We start from the raw sequence: 18,841 nt of genomic DNA on the forward strand, positions 1-18,841 counted from the left end.
GTATGAAGTGCTCATGCTCACAATGCCCTTCCCAGTTTAACGGTCCCTGGGAATCTTTTGAGAGCAATGGAGTTGCAGGAAAAAAGTTGCCTCCTTGGAAAACAGATTCTCTCTCCTTCCTTCTTCAAATTTTCCTCGTTTCTCTAAAACGTCTTTTGTAGATTTGGTTAGGTATACAATAAAATAAAAAAGAACGAGCTCCAGAGGCTCGTCCTGATATAAAGCTTGATATATAAGGAATAAAAATCTTGTAAATGGATATTAATAAAGTAAACCATTAGGATTGCTGCTTCAGAAAAGACTGGATACTACTCCAGTCTTTTCTGTCTACTCTTCAAATGCTTTATTGATTTCACTTTCAAAGTTTTCAATAATGTAGTTCTGAATAAAAGCTTCTTTTAAAGCGAAGTTTTCTTTTTTGAATATAATACCGGTTTTTTGGGGGTTATCACTCCATGTTTTTTCTGCTTCTTCTCTAAGTTTTTTCCTAATTCTGTTTTCAAGTAAAGATCTGTTCAGATTTTGACTTCTCATTTCAATCTTTACCTGTTGAAGATCTTCTTCACGTTTTCGCTTTTCTTCTTCTGGATCCGGTAAAAGTAATATTTTTTCCTCAAAGAGTTCTCGTAATTTTGTGATTTCCACACCCTTTGAATAATTAAAACGTCTTCTCTCCTCTTCAAGTTCTTCTTTTTGTTGCTGAAATTCCTCTTTGAGTGTTAGCAATTGTTGTATTTCTTCCGAAAGAAACTCCTTTAACTTATCTACAGAATTAAACGCTAAACTCTTCCCCTCATACTCTGAGTCATCACTAGGATCGTATGAAACAAAGTCACTAAATACTTCAAGAATTTTAGAACCTATTTGTTGCATTGAGATGTTATTTCCAAATCGTTTTTTTAAATCTGCAATAAATTTTAGGATCTCTAAATCCTTATCTGAGAATACCCTCTCACCTCTTGGATTACGAGGGACTGTATGTACTTTCATTTGATGAAGTTCGTTTACCCAGTTCCTTAATGTTGTGATTGGAACGGTAAGATTCTCTTTCTTTAAAAGCTCATGAGCAACTCCTATGGTTACAGTACCATCAAGGTGCTGATAGTCTTCCATACGCTCTCCCCCTTTTCTGATCATTACTACGAAGGAAAAACACTATAATTACAGCTTATAAGTATATTATAGCCTACAAACAAAGTAAATCAAACGGATTACAAGTAGGTTACCACATACCAAAATCAAAATGGTTATAAAATGCTGAAGCACAAATAGTCTACTAGTCTACTATCGACTACCTATATAATATTCAATAATAATCTACTGGAAATCTATTTGTATTCTATTATCGACAAGTATGCAACAATAATATTGCAAGAGTTTTTATTAGTAATTGAATTGTAGTCTACCATATACTAAAAAGTAGTCTATCATTGGCTACTAAAAAGATACTTATATACTATTTATAGCTTACTAGAGACAAGTAGACTACTTAGCACTTGAACTCTGGAGTGTCAAAGTAGTTTATAATAGGCTCTTGGAATGCTTGTGATAGCCTATTGTAGACTTGTAGGCTATTATGGTTTTGTATATATAACGGAAGAGAGTAGGGAGTAGTTTGCAGAAACTTTTAAACGAGCTATTTGTAGCCTGTGGTATACCGCCGTAAATAGGAAATGGTTCATCAAAAGTTATAGGATAGTGGCCGATAAACAATAGTGTTCCTGCTAAAAGAGAAGGGAGTAGCCTACATAAACCTTCAAAAAAGCTATTTGTAGCCTTTAATATACTTGTCGGATGCCAGTAGGGGCATATCAAAGGTTATTAGTTAGATTATTCTTATGTTATTTTAGAGCTTAGTTGGCTACATATACTGAAATAGTAGGCTATTAATAGCCTATTACATACTTATAAGCTGTATCCACTGAAAAAAATGTATATTTGGGCACTAAAGGGGGGTCAACGCCTTATTAGGAGGGGAGTCGATGTTCTGCAGTAATTTGATACTGTTTTAATTTGTCCTTCTATGACACCAAATAAAATCAAGAGAGAGGCTTCGTATGAAACTCCTAAGGAATGCACTGGAGAGGCGTACCAAGGACCAGATTGTTTTCTCAGTGGCGTTCGATTAGAGAATGCACGTAAAAAAGCTCCTATAAGGAGCTTTTTTTAGTTGCAACTTTAATTGATTGAGTTAGGGTCAATGTTGGAAAAATCCATCCACTCTATATTTTCGTCCGGTTCTTCTGGCTCTGTTGAGGAATCAATACCGAAATCACTGAGATCAAGACCTAAATCAATGTCTTCTTCAGATGTGACAGCTATTTGCTGGATGCTATCTTCTTTAAAAGTGATCGATCTTTGCTTAGCCATATATTCTTCGTATTCTTTTACCAGGCCTTTTGACAGACGGGAGGGGAGGGCATCGGTTTTATAAAAAGAGTATACAGAAATTTTATAATTATTTGGTTCCACTAGAAAGCCTGAAAAGATAGTTCCCTGTAAGGGGAGATGCTTAACGACATCCTCTTTAGCGTTGTCAATAAATGAGCTGCCAAAACGATTTAAGTCTGGCGGGATAATTCCCAAAAGTCCAATATGATGTACTTTTGCATATTGCTTGTCGCCATTATCATTGGTTTCTATTAAAGCTATTGGGTCATGCAAGTTGTTACTCTCAATTGATTTTACAAAGAGTTTAGATAAATCATCACTGTTAGAGACCGATTTATAATCAACCTCTAAACGATTGATAACAAAACAACCTTCTTTTTCCATAACAATGCGTCTGAAATCGTTAGAGTCAAAAATTACTGACGTACCACTACCGTTAGTGCCAGTGTTAATCTCGTGGATAATTGAGCTTATTTCATCATTGGCAAAATCACGATAATTTTTAGCTTGTTTTTGACTATTAGGATCTGAGACAAACCGGTCATAGAACATTTGATTATCAGGAAAATTCACAAATGCTATGCCTTTGGCTGGATTTTTCGCAAGTGCCCATATTTTTGATGCAAATTCATTTACTTGTCTCAATACATCAGGACCGTCGCTACGTACTGGAATTGTTGCTATTACGCCAATCTTTACGAATTGATCTTTTACTTTGTTAAAGGCTTGAACTTGGTATTTTTTGAAGTTGGCTTTGAAGTCTGAATCATCGGTACTTTTGCGAATATCCAGTAGAGCATTTTTTACAATGCCCATATTGTGAAACTCATGAAATTCTTCTATTGCTTTTACAATTGTTGCTGTTCCAGTCCCGCCACCAAGTCCGGCTATAAATAGAACCAATTTGTCTTGAGTTCTAACTTTTTGAGTGATGAACTGCTTTAAAGTTTCTTTAGCCTGTGAGTTCTCTTCCAAAATGCTCATTGCTTTTTCCGGGTTTTTTCCTAAGCCTCCAAGTTTTAAAGATACTCTGTTTTCTTGGGTTATATGCTTAAGTTCCTCTAAATCTCCATCGTTAGAGTTGAGTGCCAGAACATTGTATGTTGAGTTGCCGTCTCTCATCTTGTATGCTGCAAGCTTATCGGCGATCCGGGACCCGGCTTGTCCGAATCCGACAACTGTCATGTTGATAGAAGGGGGGTTACTACGAAACATCATTTTATAATCACTCCTTAGATGATGGAATAGGTTTAGCTATTTGACGTCGTATAAGTTCAGTTGCAATTGATCTCCCTCGCGGAGTAAGGAAGATAACCTTAGTTGGATGAAAGGATTTGAAATAGCATAGAGTCATATTCGAAAGAGAATCAACAATTCTTTCAACATGTTTTCTGTCGATATTAGTTTCGGAAATAGTGTATTTCTTGGATTTTCCGTCTTTCTGAACTTTTCTTTTAATTATAACTTTCTCAGATAATTGCTTGATTGAGATACCGCTATTAAGATCACTTTCATTTTTATGAGCGTCTGCATGTTGCGCAATGGTAAGCAAGATTCTCTTCATAGCGAGATCTTCTTCAACGATATCTGTAAACATGGAGACTTGCTCTGAAGAAAACTCAACATTTATGTATTTATCATGTAGTTGAATCTCCATGAATCTTAAACACCTCCAGTCTCTAGTAACTAATATGGTAACTATATCTATAATATTATGAATCAAATCAAATATCAACACATCTATAAAACCTTATGAATAAAGGGTTTTTTGTAGTTACTATTATAGATACTACATTAGTCTCTTGATTACTTTTACCCTTAATTTTCATGAGAAAATAAGGTGAGAGTCGTACTTTAGTTAAATATTGAATTATTTTTAATGTTTTTAAGGCTATATATTATAGTGAATATGATACGATTTAAACTTGTAGTAACTACAAAAAAGTTCATGTATCATAAGGATATTTTGCTATTTTTAATAAGGAGTAACTATATCTGATACTAATATAGAAACTATAATAGTAACTACAAATACATTCCTGGATGCTCTGTACGATCCATTATCGGTATACCGGCAACAGAGTTCGGTTGTGCAAAGATGGTGCTCCTGATTTCGCCTGAGATCTGAGAATCGAGAGTGACAAAACGGTAAAAGGCGGCTGGTTCCGCAAGCGAACCTGCAGATTCACTCCTAGTTCATTTCTGGATTCGTAGTGGCAGCTGCAGGAAACCACCAGGCCGTGCTCTTACAAATGCGCCGATGTGGGCCACGTTCGTCATGCAGGTGACAGTGGTCTTCTGTAGTAAACTTACGGGTACTTCCATGGTTGTTCCAACAGAAGCGCCGTATGGCTGCTATCGGCGTGCAAAGACAAGCAGCCGGTTTCCAGCGACCTGCAGATGGTTCTTTCCAGAATTGCCTAGCTGGCAGTAATCGGAATTCCGACTTCTGTAGCCGTGGCGTTGCCAATCAGCAGCATATTTTGTGGTTCTATACATCGGGCGGGTTACGATCAGCATGCCGGCAGATCACCCAACTCCTTATTAGACAGAGAATCGAGATCTAGATTTTTCATGTACTCATAAGCGAGTTGCATACGACTAAGCGACAGCATCGGGGGAACTTCATATAGCGTAATAATTGTTTCTCCAGGCAAGCTGAGATCGTCACACCAACGATAAGTAATGTTGGCGGTTGGGTAACTGTAGTTTCATTTAAAAGCTAAAAACTATTGTGCTGCTTGGCAACGTTTCGTATTCGTTGCCATTCATCGTTTCATTTTAGGGATTTGGGTAGTGAAGGGATCGAGGCGGAACTTTTAGAATTTATGAACAAATTTGCTCGCTAGCTGCTCTTGTATTTACCGTTAATTTTTCAGGGGTGGCTATGGTGGTCAAAAACCGAAAGTAAATATTAGGGGTTGCCCTTAGAGAGACCCCCTAAGCCATAGCTTGTTTAAGCTTTTTGATTGACCGTTTTATATAATTTGAAATGCAGAGTAAATATCAACATTTTTGAGTTCAAATATTGTTACTTATGCTGTATAATTCGTCATGAATATATCAAGAGCGAAAGACGCGATAATAGCCCTATGGGCTGTTATGCGTCTTTTTTTTGCTTTTGAAGGGAGGAAGATAGCTAATGGAACTGAGATATGTTGTTAATGATCCAGATGATTTTAATCCTGAAGATTTCGACCCAGGTAATTTAGATGAAAGCTTGGAGCAAATTGAAAACCATAAATGCGGTATGAGTCATGCTGAGGGCCAAGTGCAACGAGAGAAGAGTGGTAGAAGGAAAAGATGGGTAAACGGAGAGACGAGCAGATTAAAAAGTAAATATGAAGATGAGGATAAAATAATTAGGCTTGCTCTAAAGAATCCAAATAAGATGCGCATTCTTAGAGTCTTGTATATCCATAGACAGTTAGATTTAATGCAAATTTCGCGTTTACTAAGCCCTAATATTAAGCAGAGATCCGTCGGTAATTTATTATCTGAGATGTATAGCCAAAATCTCCTCGGGAGAGATACGTTAATTAAGACTTATCGAAATAAAGGGGATGAAAAAAAGTTTCATTACCGATTAGCAAAGCTTGGTTTATATATAATTGCTATGTTTGATATGAAGACACTATGGGTCTATGACAATATGGATCAGCCGAAGCAGCATTATACATTGCAGAACTTGACTATTGGTGGACAAGAACGACATCATTATGAAACTCAGGAGTTTATTACAAGGTTACTTCAACTTACGGCGGAACAAGGTATATACTTCCCGCACACCGAATGGCGACGTTACCCGATTGAGGACCCACGGGTGGAAGGGAAAAGTGCCTTTTATCGCCCTGATTGGTTCCTTTTCAAACCCAATGAGTTCTATACATCCTTAGTAAAGGAAAATAGGGTAATGGAAGATCCGCTGCATATACCAGTAGAATCAAGACAAGATGATGACGTGAAGGTTCTTGGAAAGTATACCGGATTTGTTTCTATTGAGTGTGATTTAAAAACGGAGGACTTAAGAGAAATTGAGGATAAATGCAAGAAGTTTAAATACTCGCTTGGTTATTATCCAAATAATAATATGGCATTTTTTTCGGTGAACGGCTGGAAAGAGAAAGAGCTTCTTTCGAAAAGTCATAATCAAAAAAGGGGACGATCAGTAAGGAGTGTTTTGTTATCACAATTAGAAGAAGAAATGGTATCTGGCAAAACAAATGTGATCCACGGTGACGAATATATCTGCTTAAACAGTTTGACTAGTTTTATAAAATGTGATGGTAATTTTGCCAATGAGAATCACCGATCAACATCATTCACCGAATGGATGAACGCTCTTGAATTAAATAATGATCTCTCTCTGCTACACTTCACACAGGTGCTAAAAAGCATTGAATTAAATCCACCACTACCGATCTTTCCGGATGAAGTTATACGTGTGGAAGGAAATAACACAGCTGAAACGCATTTTTTAATTTTCACTCGTTTAGGTTGGGTGAACCCCTTAGCGAAAGCTTTAAAACTGCAGCAATGGATTGATGCAGGTAATCAAAAAGCAAAGGTAGTATTGGTATATCCTAATTTTCATGAACTAGATAATGATATTCATTTATCGGAGACGCCGCTGTTCTATGCGAATTGGGAAGAGCTCTCAAACACAAAGGAATTAAAAAATTACAAAGTGCCTGTCTATCGAAGAATTAAAAGAAGGTTATCTCTCATATGGGAGGATGTAAATATTATATGAACACATACCTCCGTAAGATATTCCTTAGAGTTGACTGGAGAAAGTATCTTCCGTTATTGATTTTGTGGGTGCTTATTATTTTTCAAATATTTTTACTGTTATCAATGCTCGGGATGGCAATCGCCATGATTACTAATCATTTTGAATTGACCCGGCAGCAATTAATTGAGTTAACTGGAAATGTAGGGCGCCTCCTGATTTTTTATACTGCTCCATCAAGTAATCATAATTTATTTTTAATTGGATCAATTGCCTTAAGCATAGGTACATGGTTATTCAGTACGAGATTGAAATTAGGAAATAAGTCGATTATAAGAAGAAATATATTCTTCCTGTTTATGTTGATTACTTTTGTCGGAGCATATAATTTATTTTCTATCAACTATCTGAAGCCTATTACTTATGATAAAGTTCTACTTTTGGACACTGTAGTCTCTGAAAAGTATAGAGAGTATTTATACACTGGCGCTTTAAAACTACTCGGAACGGCTTTGATGCTTATTCCGGCACTAGTCACATTCTTTTTTCTGTCTTGGCTCTATGGAACATACAGAGAGGATCAGGTTCTCCAGGACTGGTTTGCGGAGTATAAATTTGATTCGAAGTTCTTGGCTCGCTTCGGAGAAGAATATGCTATGAAGTTTCCTGATATTACATTAGCGCTGGATGTCGTGAAAAAAATACCTGTGGTCCTCTTGGGGGCTTCGCGTCAATTAGGAACGCTCCTGATAGGACCTCCGGGTTCAGGTAAAACATCAATGAAAATTATAAAGGCCGTGCGGCAAGATCTCGAGCACTTGCAAAACACAATAAATGATTTTCCTGTATTAAGTGAAAAATATGGGGTTGGTAGTAAAGAGTTTTTGGTTGAAATGGGAAAAAGATTAACGGGGATTATCGTTATTGAACCTTCTAAGGATCTATGCGACAAAAGTTATGAACTTGCTAAGGAGCACGGAATACCTGACGAATTGATTGTTTATTTAGATGTATCAAACCCGGAAACTCCTGGTTTTGAAGCCATGATAGGTCCTATAGAACAAGTTGCTGAAATGATAACAGCGGTACTTGACGGGATGTCAGAAGTTTCAAATGAGTTCTTTCGTCAAGCCTGCCGCACCGTCTTAAAGCAATACACCTATTTGCTGAAATTTATAAAAAAAGATGACGCGACACTTTTGGATTTGGATCAGATGTATCAGGATCCACGGTTTACGAAGGATATGGTTGAAGTGTTGCGGAGTAAAATTCCTGATAAAGAAATAATCAAACGTATGCCATCGGATATGCAGATTTATTGGATGTTGGTTATCCGTACTATTCGATGGTTTGATAATGACGGATTGGAAGAAGTAAGGAACCGAGAGGGCATGATTGAAAAATATACCACTGGTGAACATAAAGGCAAAATAATGATTAAGGATAAGCAGGCTGAATTTACAAGACAAACACGCAACCTCCTGGCCGACCTTATAACAAACCCGTATCTTGCCCGTGTGTTAACAAGTAAAAATGCCGTTAACCTGGATAAGCTCATGGATCGAGGCGGTATTCTTCTTTGCAATACGGATAATGGCCGGCTAGGAAATGTATCAGATGCATACGGGAAGTTAGTCTTAATGAGTGTACAAAACGCTATATTCCGTCGTAGAGGGGATGAAAATACCCGATCTTTAGTATCTGTTTATGTTGATGAGTTTTATGACTATATGAATAGTGCGTTCCTGAAGCTTTCCGGTCAGGGTAGAAAATATAAAGCGGCCTTTTTAGTTGCTTGTCAGTCTCTTGCGCAATTTGGCTTTAAGTTTAACGAGGCTTTTGTAAATAGTATGATCGGAACGATCAGAAATTTTATAGTTTACGGTGGTGTTGGGCAATATGACGCAAAAAAATTAGTTCCTATCTTTGGGACGCAAGTGGTAGAGGAAGTCACAGTTAAAGAAAGCTATACTCCGGAAAGCTCAATGAATGCCTCGTACAGTTATTCAGAAGGTGTTACAAGAGAGGAAAAACCATTAGTAACAGAAAATGAGGTTATGTACAGTAAGTTTAAATACAGCTATATCCGTCAAATCATTGAAGGTAGCACGGCTCAAGCAGTTAAAGCTGAAGGTGATTTTATAGACATGGGGGATGCGAAAAAGTGGAAGAAGAGGCTTAAATCAAAAGCAGTTGATAAATTCATGGATTACTGGCGAAATGATAGCGAATCTAAATATAGCTTTGATATGAACTGGATTGATTGCTCCGGAGACTTTGTGGACCCTAACACCAAGGAATTGGGGGCAGATCTTGAGGAGTCTATTAGAAAGGCTCATGTGGGAAAAGCGGATTCTAACCAAGATGAAGAATATGAGCTTCCTGCTTACCCTACGTTACAACGAAATCCGATTAATGAAGCTCCTGAAACTAAGGAGGAAAATATTCAACCAAAGAGTGATGTTCCTCGTGCATCTCAAATTAGGTATGGTCAGCATAAAAAATCAAGCAGCACCATTGAAATACAAGAGATAATAAGCCAGCCTAAGGTGCCGGCCGTTATAGAAACTATAAAAAATGAGAAAGAATCTCTGGCCATGTTTGATAAAGATATGAAGCCGAACTCCGAATTAGAGAAGGGAGTTATAAACTTCTCATCTATATTCAAAAATCCCGTTTCATCATCAGCTCCTCCAAAACCTTTAGCAGAATCATTGCAGAAAGATCTTGTAGGTGATCAGAACAATCAACAAAAAGATGATATTGCTACCTCCGAGCGGTTGATTGATAATGAGAAGCCGGCGACAAAAGTAAGCGATCATAACATGAAAATAACTGAAAAAGAGGAGAAAAAATTAAAGAGAAGAATGGATCAACTTGAAGCAACTGCAATTGATGTTCATAGCAGCAAATTTATGAAGCAGATATTTAATATCCTTGATGATGAGAAATAGTCAAATGAACAAATCGAGAAATATATAATGCTTGTCAGTGAATCACGTTTTTTGTATAGTGAAGCTAACAGAATAAATTTCCAAGAGCGAGAAGCGGAAGACGCACGCAAACCTATTGGTTTCGTGCGTCTTCTTTTTTTGCTTTGAAGCTCAAAAAATGAGGAGGTAGTAATGTGTCAAGTCAAGCAGCGGTAATGGAATTGCTTCAAGAATCGATGGAAAAAAGATATGTACAGACAGGGATTGTCGAGAAAATATCTCAAGTGAAGATCCGCAATGAAACGGAAGAATTAATACTAATTAATTTTAATGGTGTGACTGTCTATTGCCGCAAAGAAGAATTTATAAAAAGAGAAATCAAATCTTTTAGCGGTTTTCTCCAGACACCTGTTCCTTTCCTTGTGAAGAGAATTACTCCAGAAGGTAACGTCATTGTAAGCCGCACAGAAGCTCTGCCTTGGGTTGCACGTAATTTTATTCGAAATTACTCTGTCGGAGACTTCGTTACAGGCACTGTAAGCGGGGTAACAGAAAATAACATGGTATTTGTTGATGTCAGCGGAGTTCCATGCATTATTCCTCCACAGGAATGGAGCCAAAATAGGCCGATGAATTTGAGGGAATTCCTTCGGGTCGGAACTGAGCTGGAGCTGAAAATACTTTCGATTGATGAACTGAAAAAAGAACCAGTGGATGGAGAAGAAAGCACCGAAAACGTGACAACAGAATTTGGGTATCGTGTCCGCTTATCGAGAAAAGCTATTCTGGATGAAGAGAAGGAGAAAATTTGGGACAAAATCGAAGAATACTATAATCCTGGAGATACTACAGTCGCAAAGGTGACTGGTTACGCAAGTGGTCAAAACAGTTTTTTTCTCGAGCTTCCTAAGGGCCTGGTTATCCTCGGGAATCTGCAGTCTAATCTGAGACGCCAATACGGGGGCACATTGCCACTCGGGCTGAAAGTTCATGTCAACATCCTTAGAATGGACAAAGCTACAAGACGCGGAAAAGCTAAAATTTTCAAAGTAGATCCTACGCTTCAATCAACATTACGGAAGCCGTATGCGTTCGATCACCACACCTCCTGAATTAATCCCGGTTCGAATATGGAAAGCCCAAGATGGCAGCGTACCAATTTTTGATGATCCGACGCTCAGCTTCACTATATTGCCTTGGCATAGTCGACCCGAAGCTAATTTGGAGGTTACGATATTCCGCGTCGAAACCGGCCAAATATCGGAAATTGATTTGGAAGTTGCCGTCACCTTGGCTAAAATGCAAGTTCTTACTGAAAAACAGCTTCGGCTTCTGTATTCGGACAAATATGGGAAGGGTCATAAGCTCGCTACACGCCTGCGTGACCTACAAAAAATGGGCTGGTTTGATGGATGGTACATGGAAAGTGATTATAATAAGCGCGAATATGTATGGAGTATCGGTATTGCGGCAAAGAATTATTTGGGGTTTGTCATGGGCATGAACAACCTACCCAATCCGATCGCTCTAGCACGTAACATACCGCACTATTTATCCATTTGTGCAGCGAATGAATTACGGTTGCAGCTGCAGCAACAAAAAATAATTTTTGACGGTGATTTTGTTCTCTACCCACATCTAGCACCAAATGCTGAAAACCCATTGGCCGTTGTGAAAATGAATACGCCAGTCGGTCCGATAGTGATGTACCTTGAAAGACTTCAGCAGACTAAAAAGCCGCTTCGTTTTATGAAATTTAAATTGAAGCGGTATAAAGATTGGATTGAGAAGGAGGGGCATCTTCCAAGCCCCTTTCCTACTCCAAACCCTCCAATAATGTTATGGAGCTGTGCTACTGAAGAGGGCGTTAAGGAGATAGTAGGTTCCTTAAACTATCTGCCTGAGGAAATGTTCCATCTCTTTCTTATCGACGAGCATATGGATAACATCAAACATGCATTTTTTATAGCTATAAAAGGTGAGGCTGTGGGAGAGGTTGAATTAAAGAGATTTAACTTTGACTTTCTAGAATAATTTTCATAATAAAGCCGTCACTATTACTGGTCGTTGCCAATGTCCATTACTGTGACGGTTTTGTTTGTATAGGAGTGTTAATTTTCATGAATTACACGATAATTATCGCTACAGGCAATGAAGAGTTGGACAATCTAATCAAAGAAGATTTAGAACACGCAAAAGTAGGAGTCATTGTCTCAACGGTAAACACAAGAAATATGTTGGTTAAAAGGTTTATTGAAACACAGGCCAACATGTTATTCTTAGGCGATGAACTAATTGGTGAGCTTGGAACTGACGAAGAGTGGGAGCAGATAATAGAGGACTTACGGCGGATCAGTTTACAGTTACGTATTGTCTTCTTCTGTGACCGATCAGAACAGGATATTTTTTTAACAAAACTTACAACGCACTCAGTATTCGATATCTTTAATGAGGGCAGCTTACCTAATTCTTATCTTGAACAATTAGCCATTCCACCAGCTTACAAAAATATTGAGAAGTTTCGAGGTAAGGTTAATCAAATCGCCCAACAAATATCTGAAATGTCTACTGAACAAAAAGCAGAGGAGATTATCAGCCAGGGCATTAACATCAAGCAAGAAGAGCCAAAGAAGGTTCGTATAGTAAAAGAGGTTGTTGAAAAAGAAAAAATTGTGTATGAACAATTATTCATTCAACCTCAGCTAATCGCTGTAGCTTCAGCCTTTCCTTATGCTGGCTCTTCTATATTCACTCGTATTTTTGCAGAGTATCTAAATGATTTGAATATCCAAGTTGGTGTATGCGAATCTCCGGTAGCAGAAAATAGCTGGTACGACTTAATTCATGGGGATTCCATAATAAGAAATAAAGAACTTTCCTATCCATGGAGCAGCTGGCACAAACAAATTCTTGAAAAAGAATCTGTCCAAGCGGGAACAGAACTGATTTCGAATGGTGTCCCTTATATTGTGAAACATCGAGAGGATTGCATTGAGCAGCAATGGGAGCTTATGAGTACTGCTCACCTGGTTGGTTTTGCTCGTAGTTATCCGATCCTATTCTATGATATGAGCAATGGGTTGAATGACGAGAGAGAACGGATAATATTGAAGCAAGCAAACAAGGTCATATTGGTAAGCGGATTTGATCCGCTTCGGGTGAATCGCGAACATAAGAAATATACTGATTCTTTGCGAATTATACAAGATAAAGTGATTGTCATTGCGAATAGATCTTCGCCTGAGTTGCATAAACAGCACAGCTTAGGGCTCCAGGAAGCTTATGGAGTTGATCATCTTTATAATCTTCCAATGATTTCTGAATTATCAGAAATTTATGTGAATGGAGAGGCCTTTTGGCAGAACAAACGATTAAGTGATGAAATGCAGAACGAGTTGGAGTCACTCTTTTTAAAAATTGCAGGTGAGATAATCTCTCCAGAAATACTCAAAAAGATAAAACCAGTGAAACGGACAGGATTTTGGAATAAGTTGTTGAGGAAAAGGAAAAAGAAAGATAATTTAAATGAGGCGCTGCAAGATGAAATGGATGATGAAGAACAAGATAATGAAGAGTAGCCTTCTCGGACATAGTGTACTTGGTTTGAAAGAGTAGATTTTATTGCAGTATGAGCTGGATCTAATGATCCAGTTAGTGCTCCAACACTTGTATCTCCCTCAATAGAGCGTCTGCCGGCAGGTAAACTCTCTATACGCTCTCGGTTCATTGTCGTAGCTCGGCCCGTTTACCCCGCAGGTGTTGCCCAGATCATCCCAAACCACCTGCATATAAGCCGCCAACCGGTGAGCGATGTGCGCACAGGTCCGATCCTACTTCGATCCGCCGGAATCACGTGCGTCATCCGAGAGTGTGCAGGTCATCGTCGTCCAATTGCAGGCGACGCGCTCGTGCTCTCCTCCCAGCACTGAAGGTCCACGTCGTGTGTTAAAAGAAAATATAGTATTAGACTCGGAAAATAAAGGTGTAGACTGGTGCTCCTGATGAAGCCGGGCTCCAGGCGTCCGGCGACAGCGGGGGCACCAGCAACTACAGCTCGCATCCTGCGGCGCGGCCAGCGACAGCGGCCAACACGAGCAACTGCAGCTTGCGCTCCTGGTGCCCCGGATAAAGCCAGGGCTTCCCGTTCCGCGGATCTGGCGACAGTGGTCAGCACGAGCAGCTGCAGCTTGCGCTCCTGGTGCTGTACAAGCCGGGCTTCCCATTCGGCGGGTCCGGCGACAGTGGCCAGCACAAGCAGCTGCAGCTTGCGCTCCCTGCGCCTCTGGATGAAGCCGGGCTTCCCGTTCCGCGGGTCCGGCGACAGCGGCCGGCACGAGCAGCTGCAGCTCTCGCACCCGGCACTCCAGACGAAGCCGGACTTCCCATTCGGCGCGTCCGGGACAGGGGCCGGAACGAGCAACTGCAGCTCGCGCACCCGGCACTCCAGACGAAGCCGGACTTCTCTTCGGCACGTCCGGTGACAGCGGCCGGCACGAGCAGCTGCAACTCGCAATCCTTTTGCTCCGGACGAAACCCGCTTTCCCATTCGGCACGTCCGGCGACAGTGGCCTCTACCAACAACTACAGTTCGCACTCCCGGCGCTCTGGCCGAAGCCAGGCTTACCATTCTGCGCGTCCGGCGACAGCCGAAACGAGCAGCTACAGCTCGCGCTTCCTGCACTCCAGACGAAGCCGGGCTTCCCTTCGGCGCTTCCGGCACTAGCGGCCGACATGAGCAGCTGCAGCTTGCGCTCCCGGTGTCTCCGGATGAAGCTGGGCTTCCCGTTCCGCGGGTCCGGCGACAGTGGCCAGCACGAGCAGCTACAGCTTGCGCTCCCGGTGTCTCCGATGAAGCCGGGCTTCCCTTCGGCGCTTCCGGCACTAGCGGCCGACATGAGCAGCTGCAGCTTGCGCTCCCGGTGTCTCCGGATGAAGCTGGGCTTCCCGTTCCGCGGGTCCGGCGACAGTGGCCAGCACGAGCAGCTACAGCTTGCGCTCCCGGTGTCTCCGATGAAGCCGGGCTTCCCGTTCGGCGGGTCCGGTAACAGCGGCCGACACAAGCAGCTGCAGCTTGCGCTCCCGGCGTCTCCGGATGAAGCTGGGCTTCCCGTCCGGCGAGTCCGGCGACAGTGGCCAGCACGAGCAGCTGCAGCTTGCGCTCCTGGTGCCCCGGATGAAGCCGGGGCTTCCCGTTCGGCGGGTCCGGCAACAGTGACCAGCACAAGCAGCTGCAGCTTGCGTTCCCGGTGTCTCCGGATGAAGGCGGGCTTCCTGTTCCGCGGGTCCGGCTACAGTGGCCAGGACAAGCAGCTACAGCTTGCGTTCCCGGCGTCTCCGGATGAAGGTGGGCTTTCCCGTTCGGCGGGTCCGGTGACAGTGGCCAGCACGAGCAGCTGCAGCTTGCGTTCCCGGCGTCTCCGGATGAAGGTGGGCTTTCCCGTTCGGCGGGTCCGGCGACAGCGACCGGCACGAACAACTGCACCTCGTGCTCCTGGGTTCTGTACGAAGTCCGGTTCCCGTTCGGCGGGTCCGGCGACAACGGTCGGCACGAGCAACTGCAGCTCACACTCCCGTCGCTCCGTATGAAGCCCGGTTCCCGTTGGCGCGGCCGGCGACAGCGACCGGCACGAACAGCTGCAGCTCGCGCTCCCGTCGCTCCGGACGAATCCCGGTTCCCGTTCGGCACGGCCGGCGACAGCGACCGGCACGAGCAGCTGCAGCTCGCGCTCCTGGGTTCTGTACGAATCCCGGTTCCCGATCGTCGCGGCCGGCGATAGCGACCGGCACGAGCAGCTCGCCCGTGCTCCCGGCGCTCTGGACGAAGCAGTGGCTTCCCGTTCGGAGAGTCCGGTATGAGCAACTGCACCTCGTGCTTCTGGTACTACAGACGAAGCCTGGTTCCCGATCGTCGCGGCCGGCGACAGTGGCCAGCACGAACAGCTGCACCTCGTGCTCCCGGCGCTCTGGACGAATCCCGGTTCCCGTTCGGCACGTACGGGGACAGCGGCAGGTACGAGCAACTGCAGCCCGTGCTCCCTCCCGATGCTCTGGATGAAGCCGGGCTCCAGGAGTCCGGGACAACGGCAGGACTGTAGGGTATACCGAAAGCTGAATTATTCCTATGGGGCATGGGGCAGCTGACAGCTTCAGAGAAAGTATCTTACCATGAGGTCATGTGCTTTAATGTTCGGTTGCTTTCCAAGTTAGTAGAGCGATAAGCACCGGTTGGTCACAGGCAACGTTAGTAGCTGGATCCTCAGTGAGCTAGTCAGTATTTGTAAATGAACTCCCTCTAAAGTGTTTACAGATTGTCCCAAACCATGATACTATATATTTGCGTGATACGGAGTATTCGAACGCACTTGTCTCCCATGTTTGTTGGGAGTTGGATTGAAAGAAAGAAAATGAAGTTACTTATTCATCCGGCTCTGGATGGTCGGATGCGGATAAAAAAGAGAGAAGCCCTTGACCTTAATGGTCAGGGCTTATTGTTTGTTTATAGTGGTCCTCATAATACGCTTGACAAGCAGCACAATATCCCGGTTTTGATCCCGTTGTTTTAGCCGCTTTCGGTTCTTGCCATTCCCTCCCACATTTATTGCAGATGCGGGTAACGGCGGTTTTAGCGCGGCGGCGCCGGTAGTCGTATGTTTTGTGGGTTGGACAACAATATCGCTGATGCTCCGTATCCGTTTTAAACTCTGCTCCGCATGGTGAGAAGGAACATCTCTTGGTGTATCGGCCGATCAAATTTCTTCAGTCTCCTTTGATGGGGCACTGGCGATTGCGGCCATTACTCGCGGTAGTGCGTCATATCGCTTGATCCCATCTGCTTTTAGCCACCCCAGCGTGCGTACCAATAAGTCATGATCTTCGTTACGGATCGCTCGTTCAAAGTTTCGTACATGCGTTTCATACTCCGATCGCCATTCCTCAGCCCACTGGTGAGCCAATTCGACCCTACGCTCGTCCGAACTGGCCTTTCTAAGCTTTTGGCTGATGGAAGTTCTGCCCATAAAATCGCCTCCCTATAATACTCTACAATATCAAAATATTGTATTTAAATCCACGCACTAAGGCATATTTAATCAAGAAGGTTGCGGTTAACGAATATTTCGCCATTGTGGACTGTAAGCAACAACGCCGGTGAATACTTGTAATCATTATTCCCATCTGGGCTGTAGTGCTTAGAGGTATAATCATGACTTAATGATTGTTCACATGTTATGTTCAGTATGTCGCCGTTTTCAGAGGACAGTTTTTGAGATTTGATGGACAGTATAGTTGTCTCTCCATCTACACTCTTGGAAAAAATCATTTTATCAACCTCATAATTAGCACGTTTGCCTATGATTATAACTTTAATCTCTTGTCCAGTGGCCTTAACAATAAATCTCTTTATCATTTGAGACGGCTGCATAAGTGCATTCTCCTTTTAGTCATTGACCGATTTAGTATGCCATGCGGCACCCAAGAGGCGCACAACCGTGTTATGCGCCCGAGCGTGTCACATATCTCTGTGTTATAGTGGAGAGTGGGACGGGTGCAAATCTCTCCCACTCTGGCCGCTTGGATGTTCCCGCATCCAGCGGCTTTTATTTTCCCTCGAAATCATCCAGAGCGGAGTGAAATGCAGCCGCTTCATCCTCTAAATCAAAACTTCCAGCGGCGTGCAGCACTGCATCCACTACCTCGCTGCCGTACCCTTCTTTCAGATCAGCTACGCGCTCATCTAACTTCTGCCGGTCGCTTACTACTTTATTCCACCAGGCATATTCTTCGGCGGTAGCGAAGTATTGCCCGGACGCATTTCTCTCGATGCCCCCTGGACGAAAGCCGTCACTGTTTCCGACGAAATCTTGAATCCAGTTGATGCCGTTACGGTCAATCAGATTAAGTTCAACCACATGATTTGTTTCTTTAATTGTGATTTCCATTTTATCCTCCATCAGCCCGCCGTCTTGTCACGGCTGCAGCAGATATTAAGCGATGTTCATGACGGCGTATGCTTCGTATTTTTCAACAACTTTTACGACACCGCCAAATGTGGATGACCCATGCCACCAAACTTTGTTAATACATCCATCTCATCTCCTGATTTCATTTTAATTGTTTATGAATTCATTATAAACCTTTTTTGAGTTCTAAATCAATAATAATGAGTTCACTTATTTGAAAATATAATTCATTGTATGGTATATTGAATTCAATAGGGGGAATAGGGTATGAAAAGAACTGTTGCAAATATTTTTGAAGACACCCGGAATTTGCTGAACAAAGTAAAAGAGGAATTTGTTTTTTCGAGTGACGACCAGGCGATAAAGTATTTGTGTAACTCTTTCTTGGCGAGCGAACAATCGCAAGAATTACGCAGGTATTTAGATTCAAAGGTTAAGCGGGAACATGAAAAAGATGAACGCGAGTAAACAAACACAAATAGTGTTCCGCGAGCATAACTGCGACGCACCACATCGGAACTGTTCTGTACCCGATTCGGCCCGCTTGCGGCAGGTCCTGCTTCGCCGTCCTTATGATTGAAGAGCTACCAGGCCGTGATGCCGCGCGTGTTTGTGAGCCGCATCTCGTCCGGATTTCCATCGTGATGCATTAGGAATCCTCGAGGTTCTAGGCCGTAAATGTGGGAGCTGAAAAGTGGACTGCCATTGGACGCCTCGCTGTTCCGCGAGTTGGGTCGGTTTGTGTTATGGATTTCACTTATCCGCGCGACGATGTGTGAGCTCAAAGGCTTACACCGGTCCGCCGGATGTCCCGGAGAGGGCTGCCC

The 18,841-nt window shown here is 42.6% G+C and carries 14 protein-coding genes; 8 read left to right on the forward strand and 6 right to left on the reverse strand.

Going from position 1 to position 18,841, the window contains the following annotated elements:
* Positions 1-327: 327 nt before the first annotated feature.
* From F1379_RS22220 to F1379_RS22230, 3 genes are all read right to left on the reverse strand, one after another.
* Positions 328-1,113: a MerR family transcriptional regulator gene (locus F1379_RS22220; RefSeq protein ID WP_162551239.1), complete on the reverse strand. Its 786-nt coding sequence runs from the start codon at positions 1,111-1,113 to the stop codon at positions 328-330.
* 1,065 nt (positions 1,114-2,178) lie between these two features.
* The gene (locus tag F1379_RS22225) at positions 2,179-3,609 is read right to left on the reverse strand and encodes an FtsZ/tubulin family protein (protein ID WP_150274111.1); all 1,431 of its coding nucleotides are present in this window, start codon (positions 3,607-3,609) and stop codon (positions 2,179-2,181) included.
* A 7-nt stretch (positions 3,610-3,616) separates the two neighbouring features.
* Positions 3,617-4,048 carry a hypothetical protein gene (locus F1379_RS22230; protein ID WP_150274114.1) on the reverse strand — a complete coding sequence of 144 codons (432 nt, stop codon included), beginning with the start codon at positions 4,046-4,048 and terminating at the stop codon, positions 3,617-3,619.
* A gap of 1,485 nt (positions 4,049-5,533) precedes the next feature.
* Here F1379_RS22230 and F1379_RS22235 point away from each other — a divergent pair.
* The 7 genes from F1379_RS22235 (at position 5,534) to F1379_RS22265 (ending at position 15,642) form a co-directional block, all read left to right on the forward strand.
* The gene (locus tag F1379_RS22235; RefSeq protein WP_150274116.1) at positions 5,534-7,144 is read left to right on the forward strand and encodes a replication-relaxation family protein; all 1,611 of its coding nucleotides are present in this window, start codon (positions 5,534-5,536) and stop codon (positions 7,142-7,144) included.
* A gap of 125 nt (positions 7,145-7,269) precedes the next feature.
* Positions 7,270-10,077 (forward strand): type IV secretory system conjugative DNA transfer family protein, encoded by a 2,808-nt coding sequence (locus F1379_RS22240; RefSeq protein ID WP_162551240.1) that lies wholly within the window; start codon positions 7,270-7,272, stop codon positions 10,075-10,077.
* 173 nt (positions 10,078-10,250) lie between these two features.
* Entirely contained in the window at positions 10,251-11,168 is a 918-nt protein-coding gene (locus F1379_RS22245; protein WP_150274120.1) for a S1 RNA-binding domain-containing protein, read from the forward strand.
* Positions 11,143-12,090 carry a hypothetical protein gene (locus F1379_RS22250; RefSeq protein WP_150274122.1) on the forward strand — a complete coding sequence of 316 codons (948 nt, stop codon included), beginning with the start codon at positions 11,143-11,145 and terminating at the stop codon, positions 12,088-12,090. Before F1379_RS22245 ends, F1379_RS22250 begins: the two co-directional genes overlap by 26 nt.
* An 86-nt stretch (positions 12,091-12,176) precedes the next feature.
* Positions 12,177-13,634 (forward strand): hypothetical protein, encoded by a 1,458-nt coding sequence (locus tag F1379_RS22255; RefSeq protein ID WP_150274124.1) that lies wholly within the window; start codon positions 12,177-12,179, stop codon positions 13,632-13,634.
* Between the two features lie 620 nt (positions 13,635-14,254).
* Entirely contained in the window at positions 14,255-14,779 is a 525-nt protein-coding gene (locus tag F1379_RS22260; RefSeq protein ID WP_150274126.1) for a hypothetical protein, read from the forward strand.
* Positions 14,780-14,823: 44 nt separating this feature from the next.
* Positions 14,824-15,642, forward strand: coding sequence for a hypothetical protein (locus F1379_RS22265; protein ID WP_150274128.1), 819 nt, complete (start codon positions 14,824-14,826; stop codon positions 15,640-15,642).
* Between the two features lie 1,160 nt (positions 15,643-16,802).
* Here F1379_RS22265 and F1379_RS22270 read toward each other — a convergent pair.
* The 3 genes from F1379_RS22270 to F1379_RS22280 form a co-directional block, all read right to left on the reverse strand.
* Positions 16,803-17,072, reverse strand: a complete 270-nt coding sequence (locus F1379_RS22270; protein ID WP_150274130.1) for a hypothetical protein — start codon at positions 17,070-17,072, stop codon at positions 16,803-16,805.
* A 68-nt stretch (positions 17,073-17,140) separates the two neighbouring features.
* Positions 17,141-17,476 (reverse strand): hypothetical protein, encoded by a 336-nt coding sequence (locus tag F1379_RS22275; protein WP_150274132.1) that lies wholly within the window; start codon positions 17,474-17,476, stop codon positions 17,141-17,143.
* Between the two features lie 175 nt (positions 17,477-17,651).
* Positions 17,652-17,993 carry a hypothetical protein gene (locus F1379_RS22280; RefSeq protein WP_150274135.1) on the reverse strand — a complete coding sequence of 114 codons (342 nt, stop codon included), beginning with the start codon at positions 17,991-17,993 and terminating at the stop codon, positions 17,652-17,654.
* A gap of 288 nt (positions 17,994-18,281) precedes the next feature.
* On the opposite strand from F1379_RS22280, the gene F1379_RS22285 reads away from it, so the two are divergent.
* Complete coding sequence (locus F1379_RS22285; protein WP_150274137.1) at positions 18,282-18,482, forward strand: hypothetical protein; 201 nt, start codon at positions 18,282-18,284, stop codon at positions 18,480-18,482.
* The last annotated feature ends 359 nt before the right edge of the window (positions 18,483-18,841 follow it).

This window comes from Paenibacillus tepidiphilus (assembly GCF_008635795.1).
Taxonomy (GTDB): domain Bacteria; phylum Bacillota; class Bacilli; order Paenibacillales; family Paenibacillaceae; genus Paenibacillus_AQ; species Paenibacillus_AQ tepidiphilus.